The sequence below is a fragment of the Spiroplasma endosymbiont of Cleonymus obscurus genome (genome assembly GCF_964273375.1).
Classification (GTDB): domain Bacteria; phylum Bacillota_I; class Bacilli_A; order Mycoplasmatales; family VBWQ01; genus Spiroplasma_E.
Map to the genome: position 1 here is coordinate 106632 of NZ_CAXWWA010000003.1, position 17710 is coordinate 124341.

At 23.3% G+C, this 17710-nt stretch carries 23 protein-coding genes and 1 pseudogene; 13 read left to right on the forward strand and 11 right to left on the reverse strand.

Annotated features, from left to right (window positions below; translation table 4 throughout):
* Positions 1–27 precede the first annotated feature (27 nt).
* The 4 genes from glpO (at position 28) to ACI2WJ_RS07335 (ending at position 3862) form a co-directional block, all read left to right on the forward strand.
* Positions 28–1140 carry a type 2 glycerol-3-phosphate oxidase gene (gene glpO / locus ACI2WJ_RS07320; RefSeq protein WP_338975067.1) on the forward strand — a complete coding sequence of 371 codons (1113 nt, stop codon included), beginning with the start codon at positions 28–30 and terminating at the stop codon, positions 1138–1140.
* 18 nt (positions 1141–1158) lie between these two features.
* Positions 1159–1932, forward strand: coding sequence for an MIP/aquaporin family protein (locus ACI2WJ_RS07325; RefSeq protein ID WP_400255345.1), 774 nt, complete (start codon positions 1159–1161; stop codon positions 1930–1932).
* A gap of 25 nt (positions 1933–1957) precedes the next feature.
* On the forward strand, positions 1958–3526 hold the full coding sequence (glpK, locus tag ACI2WJ_RS07330) for a glycerol kinase GlpK (RefSeq protein ID WP_338956730.1): 1569 nt from the start codon (positions 1958–1960) through the stop codon (positions 3524–3526).
* 198 nt (positions 3527–3724) lie between these two features.
* A complete protein-coding gene (locus ACI2WJ_RS07335; RefSeq protein WP_400255346.1) occupies positions 3725–3862 on the forward strand; it encodes a hypothetical protein in 138 nt (45 codons plus the stop codon).
* Here ACI2WJ_RS07335 and ACI2WJ_RS07340 read toward each other — a convergent pair.
* The 11 genes and pseudogenes from ACI2WJ_RS07340 to ACI2WJ_RS07390 all read right to left on the reverse strand — a co-directional run bounded on the left by ACI2WJ_RS07340 (position 3849) and on the right by ACI2WJ_RS07390 (position 8629).
* Positions 3849–3992 (reverse strand): hypothetical protein, encoded by a 144-nt coding sequence (locus ACI2WJ_RS07340; protein ID WP_400255347.1) that lies wholly within the window; start codon positions 3990–3992, stop codon positions 3849–3851. The genes ACI2WJ_RS07335 and ACI2WJ_RS07340 overlap by 14 nt on opposite strands.
* Positions 3967–5238, reverse strand: a pseudogene (locus ACI2WJ_RS07345) (IS256 family transposase). The gene ACI2WJ_RS07340 and the pseudogene ACI2WJ_RS07345 overlap by 26 nt, the downstream one beginning before the upstream one ends.
* A 33-nt stretch (positions 5239–5271) precedes the next feature.
* Positions 5272–5523, reverse strand: coding sequence for a hypothetical protein (locus ACI2WJ_RS07350; protein ID WP_400255348.1), 252 nt, complete (start codon positions 5521–5523; stop codon positions 5272–5274).
* A complete protein-coding gene (locus ACI2WJ_RS07355; RefSeq protein WP_400255349.1) occupies positions 5523–5654 on the reverse strand; it encodes a hypothetical protein in 132 nt (43 codons plus the stop codon). The genes ACI2WJ_RS07350 and ACI2WJ_RS07355 overlap by 1 nt, the downstream gene beginning before the upstream one ends.
* Before the next feature lie 102 nt (positions 5655–5756).
* Positions 5757–6479, reverse strand: a complete 723-nt coding sequence (locus tag ACI2WJ_RS07360) for an ERF family protein (protein WP_400255350.1) — start codon at positions 6477–6479, stop codon at positions 5757–5759.
* Positions 6472–6654: a hypothetical protein gene (locus tag ACI2WJ_RS07365; RefSeq protein ID WP_400255351.1), complete on the reverse strand. Its 183-nt coding sequence runs from the start codon at positions 6652–6654 to the stop codon at positions 6472–6474. Before ACI2WJ_RS07365 ends, ACI2WJ_RS07360 begins: the two co-directional genes overlap by 8 nt.
* A gap of 15 nt (positions 6655–6669) precedes the next feature.
* A complete protein-coding gene (locus ACI2WJ_RS07370; RefSeq protein WP_400254467.1) occupies positions 6670–6876 on the reverse strand; it encodes a hypothetical protein in 207 nt (68 codons plus the stop codon).
* 5 nt (positions 6877–6881) lie between these two features.
* Positions 6882–7067: a hypothetical protein gene (locus ACI2WJ_RS07375; RefSeq protein WP_400254466.1), complete on the reverse strand. Its 186-nt coding sequence runs from the start codon at positions 7065–7067 to the stop codon at positions 6882–6884.
* Positions 7054–7176, reverse strand: a complete 123-nt coding sequence (locus tag ACI2WJ_RS07380) for a hypothetical protein (protein WP_400254465.1) — start codon at positions 7174–7176, stop codon at positions 7054–7056. The genes ACI2WJ_RS07375 and ACI2WJ_RS07380 overlap by 14 nt, the downstream gene beginning before the upstream one ends.
* A 133-nt stretch (positions 7177–7309) precedes the next feature.
* Positions 7310–7792, reverse strand: coding sequence for a hypothetical protein (locus tag ACI2WJ_RS07385; protein ID WP_400255352.1), 483 nt, complete (start codon positions 7790–7792; stop codon positions 7310–7312).
* 312 nt (positions 7793–8104) lie between these two features.
* Positions 8105–8629 carry a hypothetical protein gene (locus ACI2WJ_RS07390; RefSeq protein WP_400255353.1) on the reverse strand — a complete coding sequence of 175 codons (525 nt, stop codon included), beginning with the start codon at positions 8627–8629 and terminating at the stop codon, positions 8105–8107.
* Between the two features lie 126 nt (positions 8630–8755).
* Here ACI2WJ_RS07390 and ACI2WJ_RS07395 point away from each other — a divergent pair, with 126 nt between their 5' ends.
* From ACI2WJ_RS07395 to ACI2WJ_RS07435, 9 genes are all read left to right on the forward strand, one after another.
* Positions 8756–9649, forward strand: coding sequence for a hypothetical protein (locus ACI2WJ_RS07395; RefSeq protein WP_400255354.1), 894 nt, complete (start codon positions 8756–8758; stop codon positions 9647–9649).
* A 13-nt stretch (positions 9650–9662) separates the two neighbouring features.
* Complete coding sequence (locus tag ACI2WJ_RS07400) at positions 9663–10817, forward strand: YitT family protein (protein WP_338956719.1); 1155 nt, start codon at positions 9663–9665, stop codon at positions 10815–10817.
* Between the two features lie 152 nt (positions 10818–10969).
* Positions 10970–11995, forward strand: a complete 1026-nt coding sequence (locus ACI2WJ_RS07405) for a DUF3137 domain-containing protein (protein WP_400255355.1) — start codon at positions 10970–10972, stop codon at positions 11993–11995.
* Positions 11996–12049: 54 nt separating this feature from the next.
* Positions 12050–13126, forward strand: coding sequence for a hypothetical protein (locus ACI2WJ_RS07410; protein ID WP_400255356.1), 1077 nt, complete (start codon positions 12050–12052; stop codon positions 13124–13126).
* Positions 13127–13148: 22 nt separating this feature from the next.
* Positions 13149–13841: a hypothetical protein gene (locus tag ACI2WJ_RS07415; RefSeq protein ID WP_400255357.1), complete on the forward strand. Its 693-nt coding sequence runs from the start codon at positions 13149–13151 to the stop codon at positions 13839–13841.
* A 23-nt stretch (positions 13842–13864) separates the two neighbouring features.
* Positions 13865–14035: a hypothetical protein gene (locus tag ACI2WJ_RS07420; RefSeq protein ID WP_400255358.1), complete on the forward strand. Its 171-nt coding sequence runs from the start codon at positions 13865–13867 to the stop codon at positions 14033–14035.
* A gap of 311 nt (positions 14036–14346) precedes the next feature.
* Positions 14347–15651 (forward strand): hypothetical protein, encoded by a 1305-nt coding sequence (locus ACI2WJ_RS07425; protein ID WP_400255359.1) that lies wholly within the window; start codon positions 14347–14349, stop codon positions 15649–15651.
* A gap of 386 nt (positions 15652–16037) precedes the next feature.
* The gene (locus ACI2WJ_RS07430) at positions 16038–17303 is read left to right on the forward strand and encodes a hypothetical protein (RefSeq protein WP_400255360.1); all 1266 of its coding nucleotides are present in this window, start codon (positions 16038–16040) and stop codon (positions 17301–17303) included.
* 173 nt (positions 17304–17476) lie between these two features.
* A complete protein-coding gene (locus ACI2WJ_RS07435; protein WP_400255361.1) occupies positions 17477–17689 on the forward strand; it encodes a hypothetical protein in 213 nt (70 codons plus the stop codon).
* Positions 17690–17710: the final 21 nt, after the last annotated feature.

Sequence of the window (17710 nt, forward strand, 5' to 3'; positions counted from 1 at the left end):
AATGATGTTTAGAGAGAGGTGAAAGTAATGGAATTTGATTTTGATGTGATTACTATTGGTGCTGGTGTTATTGGTGCTGCTATTAGTGATGAATTATCAAAAAGAAACTTAAAAGTAGTTATTTTAGAAAAAAATTTAAGAATTGCCCAAGAAACATCAGAAGGAAATTCTGGAGTCATTCATGGTGGATTTGATCCAACACCAGGAAAACTAAATGCTAAATTAAATCTAGAGGGCAGAAAATTATATGAAAATGATTGATTTAAAAATTTAGATTTTCCATGAAAAAAAATTGATTCTTTAATACTTGCTTTTAGCAAAGAAGAAAACTCAGAAATACAAAAATTATATGCACGTGGTATTACTAATGGTCTTGCTAAAAAAGAATTATCAATATTAACAAGAGAAGAAGTAATTTCATTAGAACCTAATGTTAACCCAAAAGTTACTAGTGCACTACTTTGTTCTGCTTCATATGCTGTTGATCCAGTATTATTAACACAATCTTTAATTAATCGCATGATTAAAAATAAAGGACAACTAAAAGTTGATCATCAAGTAATTAATATTGAAACATTAAATTCAGGTTTTCGAGTTACTTGTTTAAATAATCAAAAAAAAGTAACTTTTACTTCAAAATATATTATTAATGCTGCTGGTCATTATGCTGATGATATTGCAAAGTTAATAAATTGTCAAGATTTCACTTTAAAAACTAGAAGAGGACAGTATTGTATTCTTGAAAAAACCGAAAATCATATTATAAATAATCACATTCTATTTATGATACCTACTATTCATGGTAAAGGAGTAATAGTTGCTCCAATGCTTGATGGTCATATCTTGGTGGGTCCTACTTCTCATGAAAATGTACCGAAAAGTGATACTAGATTAATTACAATTGAAGATATTGAACTTATTAATAAAATTGGTCTAAAAATTATTCCAACTTTAAATATTAATAAAACTTGTAAAGTAATTAGTGGTTCACGAGCAATTTGTGTTGAAACTGATGATTTTTTCATAAAATTTGCTAGTAATAATCCTAACTTTATTAATGTTGCTGGTATTAAATCACCAGGTCTAAGTTCAGCACCAGCAATTGCTTTACTAGTAGCAAATATGATAAAAAATATTTAATTTAAGGAGGAAAATATTATGCCAGAAGTCTCACAAGTAATTATTGGTGAACTATTTGGCACATTTATCCTAATTTTACTAGGAAATTGTGTTGTTGCCAACGTTTTATTAAAAAAAACAAAGGGAGAAAATAGTGGTTGGCTTGTTATTTGTACTGGATGAGGATTTGCTGTTGCTATTGCTGCAATGTTAAGTGGAATTTCAGGAGCACATTTAAATCCAGCTGTTACTATTGGATTATGAGTTGCTAATAAAAAAACAGCTTTTATTGGGGAAAACTTCTTTTATATTCCATTTTATATTTTATTTCAATTTTTAGGTGCAATGTTAGGACAATTAGTTGTTTACTTAGCATATTTTAAACAATATAACATTACTGAAGATAATAATAAAATTTTAGCAACTTTTGCAACAGCTCCAGCCGAACGTAGTTATATTTGAAATACTATAACAGAAATTATTGGAACATTTATGCTAGTTATGATTGTTTGTGCTACTATTGGTATTAAAAATTTAGTTATTAATTCACAAATATTTAATAGTGGTTCTGCGTTTATTACTGGACCTGCGACTGTTGGTATTGGTGTTCTGGTTATTGGACTTGCTATTGGTGGACCAACAGGTTTTGCTATTAATCCAGCTCGAGATTTAGGACCACGAATTATTCATGCTATTTTACCAATAGCAAATAAAGGAAGTTCTGATTGAAAATATGCTCCAGTTCCTGTTATTGGACCAATTTTAGGAGCAATTATTGCTGGTGGTTTAATTCAAGTAATTGAAATACTTTAATAAAAGTACAGAAAGGATAAATAATATGTCAGAAGAAAAAAAATATATTATGGCATTAGATGAAGGTACATCTAGTTGTCGTACTTTAATTATTGATAAAGAAGGAAAAATTACTGGTATCCATCAAATTGATATACCTCAGCATTATCCCCCTCAATCAGGTTGAGTTGAACATGATGCACTTGGAATTTGAAATAATCAATTAACAACAATGCAACAAGCTTTAAATAAAAGTAATATTAAATCTAATCAAATTGAAGCAATTGGTATTACTAATCAACGTGAAACAACAGTAGTATGAAATCGTGATACAGGTTTACCAATTTATAACGCTATTGTTTGACAAGATCGCAGAACAGCAGATTACTGTGAAGAATTAGCAAAAAAAGGATGAAAAGAAAAAATTCATAAAAAAACCGGCTTACTAATTGATTCTTATTTTTCTGCTACTAAAATAAAATGAATTTTAGATAATGTTAAAAATGCACGTGAATTAGCAAAAAAAGGAAAACTAGCTTTTGGTACTATTGATAGTTGATTAATTTATAAAATGACAAATGGTATTGAAAATAATGTTGAAAAAACTAAACATGTTATTGACATTACAAATGCTTCACGAACAATGTTATTCAACATTAATACTAAAAAATGAGATGAAGAATTACTAGAATTATTTAATATCCCTAAAAATATGTTACCAGAAGTAGTTCCCAGTTCAGGTAAAATTGGAACTACTTATAAAGGAATGTTATTCCAAAATGATGAGCAAGAAATTCCTATTACTGCTGCAATTGGTGATCAACAAGCTGCATTATTTGGTCAATTATGTTTAACACCTGGTGAAATCAAAAATACTTATGGTACTGGTTGTTTTATTTTAATGAACATTGGAAATACTCCTCTTTTTTCAAAACAAGGTTTACTAACGACTATTGCTTATCAAATATCAGGCGAAGAACCAGTTTTTGCTTTAGAAGGTTCAGTTTTTATTGCAGGGGCTGCTGTTCAATTTTTACGTGATCAATTACGAATGTTATATCGTTCCGATGAAAGTCTATGATATTCACAAATTGTTGATCCCAAAGAAGAACAACGTATTTATGTAGTACCTGCTTTTGTTGGTTTGGGTGCCCCTTATTGAGATTCAACAGCACGTGGCGCTATATTTGGTTTAGAACGTGGTACGAAGCGTGAACATATTGTTAAAGGTACCATTGAATCATTAGCTTACCAGTCACAAGATGTTATTCTGGCAATGCAAGCAGATGTTAAATTAAATAAAGATTTAAAAGATTTAAAAATTAAGATTAAAGTTGATGGTGGAGCAAGTAATAATTCATATATTATGCAATTCCAAAGTGACATTAGTCGTACTAATTTAATTAAACCTAAAAATACTGAAACTACAGCAATGGGTACTGCTTACTTAGCAGGACTTGCAATTGGATTTTGAAATATTAATGATATTAAAAAAATAAATAAAATTGAAAAAGAATATAAACCAATTATGACAGAAAAAAAAGCAGAAACTTTTTATAAGGGTTGACAAGAAGCAGTTAAAAGAACACGTGGTTGAACTACTTCTATTAAATAAAAATAACTGAATTGACAGTATAAAATAATTAAGTAAATTTACTTAATTATTTTATTTTGTTTTTTTAGTTGTTAAGAATATAAATCTAATTCATCACTTAAAGTAAATACTACGCCAGCAAAAAACTCGGTAATGTTTAGTAATCTGTGTAACTTACAAAAATAACTATGTTTAATTAATTCTAGTAAATATAATTAAATGACTAGAAAGAGTGAGTTACAGATGGCTAAAAAAGATAACTTTAATAATAATGATCCAATATCAAAAGCAGTAGATTTATTGAGGCTTTTTAATAATCTGTGTATCTTTGTTTTGCAAAGTACTAGTTCAGATTAATTCTGTCTTCAAATTTTATCATAAAATGAGCAATTGCTGTATTTCAATTTTGAATGGGCATTGGAGGCTTTTTAATAATCTGTGTATCTTTGTTTTGCAAAGTACTAGTTCAGATTAATTCTGTCTTCAAATTTTATCATAAAATGAGCAATTGCTGTATTTCAATTTTGAATGGGCATTGTTCATTTTTTTGTTATATTTTCAATTGCTAAGTAAAATATTTTGAAAACTGCCATATCATTTGGAAAAACTTTTTTATTTCTGATGACTTTTCGTAATTGACTATTAACAGATTCAATAGAATTTGTAGTATAAATCACTCTTTTGATTTCTGGAGGATAACTAATAAAAATCATTAAATTATCTCAATTTTTATATCAAGATTTAGCAATTTGAGGATAGTGTTTATTTCATTTACTTTCAAATGATTCTAAAGCTTGCATTGCTTGTTCTTCATCTTCACTACATGCATTATAAATTGGCTTTAAATCTGTAACTAGTGATTTTCGATGTTTGTATGAAACATATTTTAAACTATTTCTGATTTGATGAACTATACATAATTGATGTTCAGTTTTAGGATAAACTGATTGTATTGCTTCTGACATGCCTGTTAAGTTGTCACTACAAGCAATAAGAATATCATTTAAGCCACGATTTTTCATTTCTGTGAAATTTGCTAATCAAAATTTAGCGCCTTCATTTTCACTAATTCATAAACCTAAAACATCTTTTTTACCTTCTAAATCAACACCTAAAGCTATATAAACTGATTTGTTAATAATGTGTTTATCTTGTCGTACTTTAACTTACTATACAATCAAAATAAACAATGGGATAAATGCCTTCTAATGGTCTATTTTGTCATGCTTTGACATCATCAATCACATCATCAGTAATTTGTGACTAATAACACTTTCACTAATATCAGCACCATGATATAACTCTTGTAACTGCATTCTAATATCTGATAATGTCATACCTTTTGCATATAAGGAAAGAACTTGTTGATCAAAACCATCAAATCTTCTCTGTCTTTTTGGCACTATTACAGGAGTAAAATTACTATTACGATCTCGTGGTACATCAATCTCAATTTTACCTTGTTGAGTTATTAATTTTTTTGAACTTATACCATTACGAACATTGTCACTATTACTATGTTGATTTTTTTCATATCCTAAATAATTTTGCATCTCAGAATTCAACATTTTTTCAACTAAACGTTTTGTTAATTCTTTATATAAACCCCCTTCTTTAAAAACTGTTGTTAAATCTTCAGTATTTTCTAATAATAAATCTACTGCTTTTGATATTGGATCATTATTATTAAAGTTATCTTTTTTAGCCATCTGTAACTCACTCTTTCTAGTCATTTAATTATATTTACTAGAATTAATTAAACATAGTTATTTTTGTAAGTTACACAGATTACTAAACATTACCAAAAAAGATACTAATTTTTCTTTATTAATACAATTTTTATGCCTTGATTTATTAATTTCATCAACTTTATTTCTATGTTCTTTACAATATACTCTTCTATATTCATCAAATTGCTCTTCTGTCATATTTTCACATTGTATTTGTTCAAAGTGTTCATCATCTGGTAGTATTAAACTAGTAAATTTAGTAATTTGAATAAATGTACATCTATTCATTATTTATTCTCCATTTTACAATTACATTTGTTAAATTTTAAAAGTATTTCATAGTGATTTATTAAAAGTTCTATTAATTGTTTTTTATTCATTTTTAGTACTTTTTTTCTTAATTCTTCTGATGTAAACATTATTTTTTCTCCTTATTTTTATTTAAATTTATAACTAATATTTTTAAACAATTCATACATCAATAATTTGTTAATCAAATTCTTTTTTTACAATATTTACATTTATTCATAATTGCGATACTCACTTTTATTATTTTTTAATTTTTTAAATCTTTCACGAATTTCATTAAATTTATCAAATAAATTATCTAAATAATTTTTACCCATTAATATTAAAAAATCTTTATTATTACTTGGATTTAATCTTTCCATATCTTCTCTTATACATTCATCAAATAAAACTGTATTTGTAATCATATATTTTTCAAAATAATCTAATTGTTTTTCACTTGGTTCTCATTTTTCATTTGTTATTTTTATATTATTACTATAATTTTGTTGTTTATTATAATTATTTTGTATTAAATTAACATTATCATTATCTGGGTCAAGTTCATCTTCACTTAATAATAATAAATTCATTAAAAAATATCTATAAGCATAAGTTTCTGCACTACCTTTTGCTTTTGCTATATCTGTATTTTTAGCACAAGCAAGTATATCAAAATATTTACTTTCTTTATCATTATCTAAATCAATAATTGTATATCTTTTAAAATAAGTTATTTCTACTTCTTTAGTATCTAAATAATTAATTTTTCTATCAGTTGTTAATATATCTTCATGTGTAATAACAATTTTTAATTCTTTACATAATAATTTAAATTTATTAAAAATATCACTTAATAATCAATATTTATAATTTCCAAATTTATTAAAACCATTTTTAGGTGTACTACCAATTTCTAATTGTAATTTAAGTATTTTTTTATATAAATTATTCATTATAATCACTCTTTCTATTTATTGCATTTTTAATTAAATCCCTTACAAAATTATTAATAGTAATTTCTTTTTTTACACAAAGTTTTTTTAATTCATAATGGTCACTTTTAGTAAGTCTAATAATAATTTGTTTAGTTATTAAATCTTCTGGTTTCTTTTTAGGAGCTGCTACCATTTTTATTCATCTCCTTTAACCTTTAATAATTTTTTTATAATCAATAATTGCTTGTTGTAATTTATTTACATTTTCAAAGTCAAAATAATCATTCCTAATGTTTAATTCACAATCAGCATCAATGTTAAGTTCTAAATCTTCATATTTGTCATTAAATTCTTCTTGTAATTCTTCAAATTTTTCTATTAATTTTCTTGCATTTTGTAATTCTAATCTATTCATTATTTTTACACTCCTTTAAAATTTTCTAATTGTAATTCATTAATATAATATTCATATAAGTAATCTCAATTATTTGATGTTAAATACATATCTTCTTCAATCATTTCATTTATACATTTATTACAATAATATGTATTATCTATTTCACTAATTCAAATATATTTTTCATTATGTATATTACATTTCATCATTATCACTCATTAATTTATAAAAGCATTTATTACAAGTTCTATTTGCAAATGATGAATTTTTATGACAAATATCACATGAACCTTTAATTCTATATTCTCTACATTCCATATTTATTAATCCCTTTCTATAATTTTTAATATTTCTTGTATTTCAATATTTTTTTTATTTTTAAGTAATTTTTCATTACATAAATTTTTTATTAATTCTATTTTTTCAACATTTAATAACATATTAATTTCCTTTAATACTTTAAATAAAATATTTTTTCATTATGAGTATTTATATCTTTCATTGGTGTAACAATATAATTTATTGCTAAATCATTATCATTATATGGGTTATTTATTTTAAAACTTTTCATATCTTGTTCTCATGTAATGTTATATTTAAAACATTCTTGATTTTTATCATTTGTAAAAATATAATAACCATTATATTGTTCATAAAATTCACATGATATTAATTCATTTTCATTTGTAGTAATATTTGAAATATTTTTTATATATTTTAAAATATCACTACCTTTAATACTTTCAATATCTTTTGTAATTGATTTTTTACCTAATTTATAATTAAAATCTTCAATTATTTTTAATGTTATTTTTTTATTATTAATAGTAGTATCTTTAATAGGAAATCATGTTTCATATTCACCAATTTCTAATAACATACCTTTAGTTGTTTCTCTTACTTTATTTTTAATATCTAAATTAACATTAATCATTACAAATCCTTTCTACGTATAAGCCTTATCACTTACAGTGATAAAAGGCTTATTATTACTAACTACTTATATCTACTATACGTAAGGCTTATGCTACTGTAAGTAGCAAAGCCTTGGAGGGTAGGGGTTCTAGGGGAAGGGAACCAAAATTTCTGAAATTTTCAAAGAGTAACACAAAAATTACTATTGGTTAATTCCAGCACAATAGCCTAAATAATTTTTTATTTAGTTATGTAATAATTAATTACTTTAATAAAGTGCTGGTTTAATAAAATAATTAATTATAATTGTTTAACAATTAAAAATGAGAGTTTATCTCTCATTTATGTTTTTATTAAATCTAACCATTAAGTTGATACGCCCGTTTTTAACTAAGTTAGTTACTTTTCCGTCTGTATTAATTAAGTCAGCACCAATATCGGTACTAACGATATTATTACCAAAGTTAGTAAAAGTATGATTTGGAGTTTCAATGGCAGTAGCATCATCACTAATACCATTTTTAGTCATTAAAAATGAATTATTAATAAAATTAGTATCATCAAATCTAATAAAATTATTAATTTGTAAGTCTAAATTATTATATGTGCCATCCTTATTTAATAAATAAGATTGTGCTTGTGAATTTGTAAAAATACCAGCAATAGAATTAGTTGAATCATTTTCATTTCAATTATAAAAATTTCCACTTTCAAAAGCTAAGGTTAAACTTTGTTCATTTAGGATAGTATTTTCTGATTTTATTTCTTTATGATGATAATTATTTATTTTCACTTGGCTTAAATTAGTAAAAGCGGCTAGTGAAATAGTAACTAGTGTATATAAAATTTTAAACATATTATCAATTCCTTTAATATAAACTAATATTAATTATAAAGATTTTGAAGATAGTGTATAGCAAAATAATAAAAATAAGTTACAATTTATATATGATATTTTTTAAATTAAGGAATGATTATAATTATGAAAAAAATTTTAACATTAATGGGTACTATTGCTTTTGGTAGTGGAATAGTAACGCCAGTTTTAGCTTGTTCTGATCAACAACAAGATAGTATTTTAAAAGCAATTACTAATGGTAATGGTAATTATAATGGTTGAGAATCAACTTTATCAAAAGTTGGTATTAAAAAACCAGTGGGTGTTCCTATTGATGGTCAAAGACCTGAAAAAGAACAAGTTATTGAAAATAAAGCATTAGAAAGCAGTCTTGCACAATCACTTGCCAAATTAATTTTAGATAAAGCAAATATTAAAGAACCAACTTGATTTGATAGTCAATTAGAAGTAGGTACTAAATGTTATTATTTTACGATTGATAATGGTAAAATAGATGAATCAACAAAAGCAAGAACTTGAAATGTTGATACTTCAACCGGTAGAATTAGTATTAATATTACTTATCAAGTTGGAGTAGTAAATAATGATAAAAGTTTTAAAGTTGAACAATACATAAAAAAAACTTTTAATATAAAATGTTCTTATACACAAAGCGATTACATAGTTTATAGTTGTGTTAGTGATGTTACTAAATTATCAGAACAAATAGTACCAATTAGTGTTGATGATGAAACTAAACCTGATATTGATAAAACATATGCTGATTTTTCTCAAAAAACTAAAACTTTAGTTCAAGAAGGAATAAGTTTAGCATTAAATAATAATCCTTATGTTAATTCTGTTAATATTAATATCAAAGGAATTGATGGTCAAAAAGTTACAAGCTCTGGTCCTAATAAATTAGAACTTAAAGTTAATTTTGTGATTAGTTTTCAAGATTCATTAATTGACATGTCTTTACCTTCGCCTTATGATGATAGTAATTATGTTCCAACAATACTTCAATTTAATAGTTAAAAAGGAGTTTAATATGTCCAATAATTCAGAAGCAAAAAATAAAGATAAAGAGCCACCGTTAATTGTTGATGCCTTTACTTTTAAAAATATTGGTGTTAAACAAGAGATCCATTCTTCATGAAAAAATTTTAATTGAAAAATAACTTCCAAAAATTTATTATTAATTTTTATTGGTGCTTTTTTAACAACTGTTTCCTTTTTTTATTTTATTAATCGTGCTGGTTTATATACTAATGGTTTATCAGCTTTTGCACAATTAATAGCTAAATTTATTGCCTTATCTTATAATGGCAGTATTACTGAACAAGAAACAACGCAAGCATTTTGATTTTATCCAGTATATTTTCTTATTAATGGTCCTATCATTATTTGAGGATTATTCAAGGTTGGATTTCGTTTTACTCTTTATACTATCATTTATTTGTTATTTCAAAATGGAATTAACTTTTTGTTAACAGCAATTGATGCTCTTAAAAATTTTCAAGTTTTAGGTAATGAGCCATTAAAAGGTACTACAGATTATTGGCACTTAGTTTTACCACGTACTTTTATTTTTGCTGCTTTAGGTGGATTAATTTATGGTGCTGGTATTGGTATTTTATTTAAAACTGGTGGATCTAGTGGTGGTATGGATTTTATTAGTACTTATATTTCTATGAAACGTAAATATTCAATTGCTACTATTATTAGAAATACTAATATTATTATTGTTGTTATTGTTTTAATTCTTGATGGAACTTTTTTACAGAAAACTAGTCTTGTTGATAATTTTTTAGTTAGGCCTTATTTTATGTCAACGCTTGTTTATATTTATGTAGCAGCTTTTGTTATGAATAGAGTTTATCCAAAATATATGTTGATGAGTGTATTTATTATTTCTAATGAATTAGAGCAAATCCGTAATGATATTTATCGAAATAATTATTTACGTGGTGGTAATGTTTGAAATGTGAAAGGTTTGTATTCAGGTAATGAATATAAAATGATGATGACAACAATGTCATTATTAGAATATAATTTTTTTAAAACAAAAATAGTTCGAATCGATCCTAAAGTTTTTATGGTAGCAGTTCCTGCAAAATATATGCATGGTGGTAATGCAGGTAAACCTCCACAAAATGCACCTGTTAATATTACTGAAATTAATGATTTTTTAGAAAAAAACTAATAATATATATGTTATAATGTAATTAGTTTTATAATAGTAGGTTTTTAGACTTCTAAATAGATTATTACATCTATAGTTAGTCTTTTTCTATTTTTTTATAAAACAAAATTAATTATAAGCTATATTAAGAATTAAAAAAGAATGGAATAATTATGAAACATAATTTATCGCCAAAGGTTGTAAATGAGATTGTTAATAATATTCATACTGACTATAATAATAGTAGTAATCATTGATGAATTAAATTAATAAATAATCGTTTATGAATTATTACTACCATTATTGCTCTAATTGCTATTGGTGCTAGTATTGGTATTAACAAATCATCATTTATTAAAAAACCATTTACCATTATTAGTATTATTGGATTCATTGTTGGATGCTTTTTATTAGTGCAGAGTTTTGTATTAAAAACTAAAATTCATGAAAAATTAATAGAAGAATTACCAATTATTAACTATTATCAATGAGTTATTAAAGATAATAATTCACAAATGAATTTAACAACTATTAGTGATTATTGAACAATTGAACCACAAGGTAATTTACCTTTAGATGAACAACCTAATTATTATAATTATTGCGAACAAATAATGATAGGAAGTATTAATGGTCAAAATTTTAACTATGGAAGTATCATTAACCAAAAAGTTATGTATGAGACAAGTTCTGGATATAATAGTGCTGCTCAAGTTATTGAAACAGAAAAAATTACTTGTTATTATGCACGTTTTGTTTATTATACAACTATTATTAGGAATAATAATTTTACAATGACATTAACACCACGTAATATATTTTCAAAAAAATTTCGTAGTAAAAAGAAAGTTCAATTAGAATCACATTTATTTGAAGATTTATTTGAAGTAAAATGTGATAATCAAATTAAATTAAGATTAATTTTAGAACCAAAAGTAATGAATTTACTTAATGAATTTGCTTATAGTTTAGGAAATAAGGATTTACCAGTTATTCACATAGAAAATGAACAATTAACATTAAGTTGAAAATATGAATTAGGAAAAAATCCTTATAATGATGGAAAAGGCAAATTGATGGTTTTACCCACCACTACTAATCTTGAAAAGTTTATTAATAAATTATTAGCAATGATTAGTAAAGATATTTTAAATTTAACGCAAGCACAAATGTGAGTTAATAACTTACAATTATTATAATAATAATTTATATAAATTACTTTACAATAATTTAAAAATAAGGTAGATAAAATTATGAATAACTATCAATTATTAAAATCAAGCTGAAAATGATTTAACAATAAATATTTGATGCAAACAATTTTATGAATGTTATTAACAATTTGTTTGATTATTTGTGCAATTTTATGAGAAGTTAAAAGTAGTATTTTTAATAAAATTTTAACATTTGATTTTTTTAATAATGCTAGTATTACTGATGAAACTATTATTACTTTAAAAACTTATTTATATATTGCTATTTTTAGTAGTTGTATTGCAAGTAATACTTTAATATTTATTCAAATCAGATGTTGAATGAAAAAATATATTGAAAATAAATATAAGGTAATTTCAAATTTTGAAAATAATTTTTTTATTTTTAAAGCTTTATTAGTATTAAATGTTGCTAGAAACATTACTTATATTTTTTGTTTTACTAATGTTTTTACCACATTATTTGTTTTAACTTATTGATTTTGTTATTTTATTATTTATATTATTTTAGAAAAAATATTAGAAGAAAAAAATCAGATTCTTGGTAATCCTTGATGAAAAGATATAGAAAAACGATCATTATTTATTATTTTAGGTTTTGAAGTTTTATATTTAATTGTAAAAAATTCAATTTTAAATTTTACTAAGGGTACTATTAACATTGATCAAGTTTTAAAGTACTTTATTCCCGCTAGTTCTTTAGCATTAATATTAGCAGTCTTCATTCAAAGTTTAGTTAAAAATGATGTTAAAACTATTTTAAATAATATTAAAAATGTTAAAACCAAAGTTGATGATTTTAAAATATTTTATAATTGAGATTATAAAAATATCATTAGTGATTTTCTATTTGTTAAAGAAGCACCATTAATTATTCGAAATGAATTAAAACAAAAAGTATTAACTAATGAAGAAAAAAATAAAATATTTGAACTTTTACATGAAATTTATCAATTTCTAATATTTGTTGAAAAACAAAATATTAAAGTTAGTGAGTTGAAATATATTTATTATCATTTATTTTATGAAATAACAAACCGTGATGAAATTTCACAAATTAAAAATAGAATTATTAATACAAAAAAGAAAAATTTGAAGATAATACTAAAAAAGTAGTGATTATCTAAGGAAGTTTATTATGAAAAAAATATTAAAAATTATAAGTGTTTTTGCATTTACTAGTATTACTAGTATTAATATTAGTGCATGTGATGTTTTTCACAATTCATCAGTTGATTATCAGCAATTATTAGAAGATGCTGCAAATTTAATTGCTAATAATACTTATCCCAATTTTAATAATTTTTTAAAACCCGAAAATAAAAATCATGTTTTTGATTTTAAAAAATTAATTGAAGACAATATTAGTAACTTGTTTAATACTGCTCCAGAAGATTTTAGTAATATTACTTATGAAATTACTAATGGTCAAGATGAAATAAAAAAAATTAGTACTACTAATATTAAAATTCATTTAGCTGTTTATAATAATTCTACGGTAAAAGATTGTAGTTTTGATGCTAATTTTAGTCCATTACAAGATTATATAAATGAAAAATTAGAACCATTAGTTAATGGAACACAATATTTATCAATTAACAAAAAAGACAGTGGTGGATTTTATAATGACTTAGTTACTGCTGGTGCTACTTTTAAAAGGGAAGAAAAAAATCAAAAAGAACAATATTTAAGAAATAATTCAGATAAAGCTAAAAATTTTTGAAAATTATTTCAAGAGTGAATTCCTTCTGAAGAAGTGAAAAACCCTTTACTTGGTAATATTTTAGTTCCATTATTAAATTTTATTCCAAAAAACCCTTTACTTGGTTAACTTTTGATAATTTTAAACCATATTTGTTAAATGCTGGCGGCTATAATAATGTTATTGCTATTACTGGCAATAAAAAATTTGGTGATAAATATTATGATTATATAAAAATTCGATTAGAGGGTAAAAATTCAAAGGATATTGCTTTTGGTAATAAATATGAAGGTTTAACTTTTATTTTTACTACTAATAGTTAATTAATAAATTTTTAGTTCCTTTTTGAAAAGATAAAAATTAATAATAAAAATTACTTTTATAACTAATTTTGTATTAAAAAAATTAAAAAAATATAGACAAGTTATAAAACACATGCTATTATTTTTTCATACCTTTTTAGGTTAAATAATATATGCGACTAAAAGAAGTAGTTTCACGTAATAATTATATACTGGATGCTACTTTTTATTTTAAAAAAGTAGCAACTTAAGAAAATTATTATTATATATGAAAGAAGTGTTTAAAATGTCTCCTTTAATTTACAGGTAATCAAAATCTTAATATTCGTAGAATGTCTGACGATAGTGCAATAAGTTTATTGGCTTCAAGTGGTGATTTTTCTAGCATATCTAATAGTAGTACAATATCTATTTTTGAAGAAACTGCTATTAGAGAAAACAAATATTTATCAAAAATAACTAAACTTTTAGGTAAAAATATTGCTTTTATTGTTGCTCTTTCTGGTAATATCACTGCTCAAATGATAATTAGTACTACTGTTGCTAAAACACCATGAAATTGACAAACTATTAAGGATAGTTTGATATTTAGTGGTATACTTATTGGTTTTGATACAGCTATTGAACCTTTTATTTTTGGTTCAATCGAAAATATTGAAAATTGAGTTATAGATAAATGAAAAAACAATGAAAATAATATTAATGTAGGAAAAGAAATAATAAAAGTTATTCCTTTCTTATTATTTTTAAGTTATTCTGGTGTAATTTTGGATAGAGCTTCTAATAATATTTTAGATAATTGAATTTCAATGGAAATTCTTGGACAGACAACTATTGAATTTACTAGTTATGTGTTAAATATGACTTTTCATGGTGCAATCATTTCTAGGATAGAAAAAGTAATAAAATTAGGTTGAGAAAAAGTTAAAAGATTATTTAATAACAATATTAATGATATAGAAAATCAACTTCTTAATAGTGAACAAAATAGTGATGAAAATAGTAATTTTTTTTATAAAAATATTTTACCATTATTTTTTATAACACCAATATCAGTGGCTATAACATGAGGTACTGAGAATTATATATCTAATCAAGAATTTACTTGAAAAAAACTGTCAACAGATGCTCCAAAAGTTATGGGTGGTATAACTCTTTCTCTAGTTTCATCTTTACTTAATTGTATGGTTAATAAAGAAGGAATACCATTTCTTCCAAAACTGAGTACTGTTATAGATACTATTAAAAGATGAACTGGTTATCAACAAAATAATGGTAATATTGAACAATCAGTAACATCATGTCAATCTTCTATTACTGATTCTTGTTTAGTAGATGTTTTTAGTGAATTAGAAAGTATTGAAGAATTTTCTAGTATTATTGGACAATTATGTAATGAAGAAGAATGAAATTTTAAAAATGATGAAAAAAAAGAAATCTTTTTTGATGCTGTTGAAGAGCAGAAAAAAGTAGATAGTAATTTTGGATCTACTACTAAACCAAGAAATAACTATGGAACATTCAATAACTATTGTGAGCCTACAAATTCTTTGGATAATGGAATTAGTAGTTCAATTCTTAAAACAGAGTTTGATGAACAATCACTTCTTTCAAAGCCACGCTCATTTACTATATAAAAACAGTATATAATAAATGTATAATAATATTTCTATATTATATAATTATATGATTATATGATTTTGAAATTTAATAAATCAGAAAAAAGTATTTTAGTAAATTAAAGTACTTTTTTTATTGTATATTTATTTTTTCAATTATAAATTTAAATTGGGATTTAATCATAATACCATATAATTCAATATTATTTTATACTTTTTTAAATTTACAATTGTTTATATTAAATAAAGTTAGAAAAATTATATTTTTGATGAATCTTAATATTGGTACAAGGAAACCACTAATATAAATTAGAACTATTCTGATATTTTTATTTTTAAATTTAATTAAAAATCAGATTATAAAAAATGTTATTTTTAACATATATAGAAGGAGAAAAAAATTAATGGATACTAGTGATGAAGAAAATATTTCTGTAGAAGATTTACAAAAGCAACTAGAAAAGATTACTCAAGAAAAAGAGGAAGTTCAATCTAAATTAGATGAAACTAGTAAGGCTAAAGAAGAAGTAGAATCTAAGTTAGAAGAAGCTAATAAAGAAATTGAAAAATTAAAAGAAGAAATTGATAATGCTAATGATAATGAAAAAATAAAAGAATTAGAAATTAAATTAGAAGAAGCTAATAAAGAAATTGAAAAATTAAAAGAAGAAATTAAAAACTGTAGTGATAATGAAAAAATAAAAGAATTAGAAATTAAATTAGAAGAAGCAAATAAAGAAATTGAAAAATTAAAAGAAGAAATTGATAATGCTAATGATAATGAAAAAATAAAAGAATTAGAAATTAAATTAGAAGAAGCTAATAAAGAAGTATCTAAATTAAAAGAAGAAATTAAAAACTGTAGTGATAATGAAAAATTACAAGAACTAAAAAATAAGTTAGAAGAAGCAAATAAAGAAATTGAAAAATTAAAAAAACAATTAAATGAAAAAGATAATAATGAAATAAAGCCTAATCATAAAATTGAATTATTAAAAGAGAAATTAGAAAGACTTGAAAAGAAATTAAAAGAAAAGGAAAAAGAAATTCAAAATATTAAAAATGATCCAGAGTCATTAGAGGACTTAGAAGCTAATATAGAAGAAAAAGAAGCTATTGAAAAACAAATCAATAGTGTTAAAAAACAATTGGAAATTTTAATAAAAGAAGAAGAAAAAAATAAGATTCATTTAATTAATTGTCAAATTTTACAAGAACAATTAAAAGAAATAAATGAAAAACTTGATAATTGTCAATCTAATGAAAAAAATGATAATAGTCAATGTTGTGAAACAATTAATAAAAAAATGGATCAACTTCTAAACTATAATAATGATAAATCTATGAAAGAAATTGAAAAATTAAAAGAAGAAATTGATAATGCTAATGATAATGAAAAAATAAAAGAATTAGAAATTAAATTAGAAGCAAAAATAAATAATAATAATACTAATAGTCAAGAAATTAAAGATAAGTTAAGTGAATTAGAAAATAATAAAAATAATTTAATTAAAGAAAAAGAACAATTTGTAAAAGATGCTGATTATGATAAAGCAGCTAAAATTGATAAAGAAATTAAAGATTTAGAACAAAAACAAAAAGATTTAGAAAAAGAACTTTTAGAAAATAATAAAAAAGAACTTGAAAAAAAGAACTTCAATAAAAAATAATTAAAATTCAATCAGAACTTGAACAAATAAAAAAAGAAAAAATAGATTTAGAAGAAAAGATAAATAATAATAATAACAATAATATTTGTTCTAAAGAAGAAGTTATTGGTGAATTTACTATTACAAAGGTAACCACAATTGAAGAATTTAATAGTACTAATAGTATTAGAGAAATGATTGCTAATAAAATAAAAAATCTTTATCCTAGCGCTGTTATTAATGAAGATTACAAAATTGAATTTGAAAATTTAAATACTAATGATATTGTACAAGGAAAAGAATTAAAAATAAAAATTAAACCAACAAAAAATAGTAAAGTAAAAGAAGAATTGAGGCTTTTTAATAATCTGTGTATCTTTGTTTTGCAAAGTACTAGTTCAGATTAATTCTATCTTCAAATTTTATCA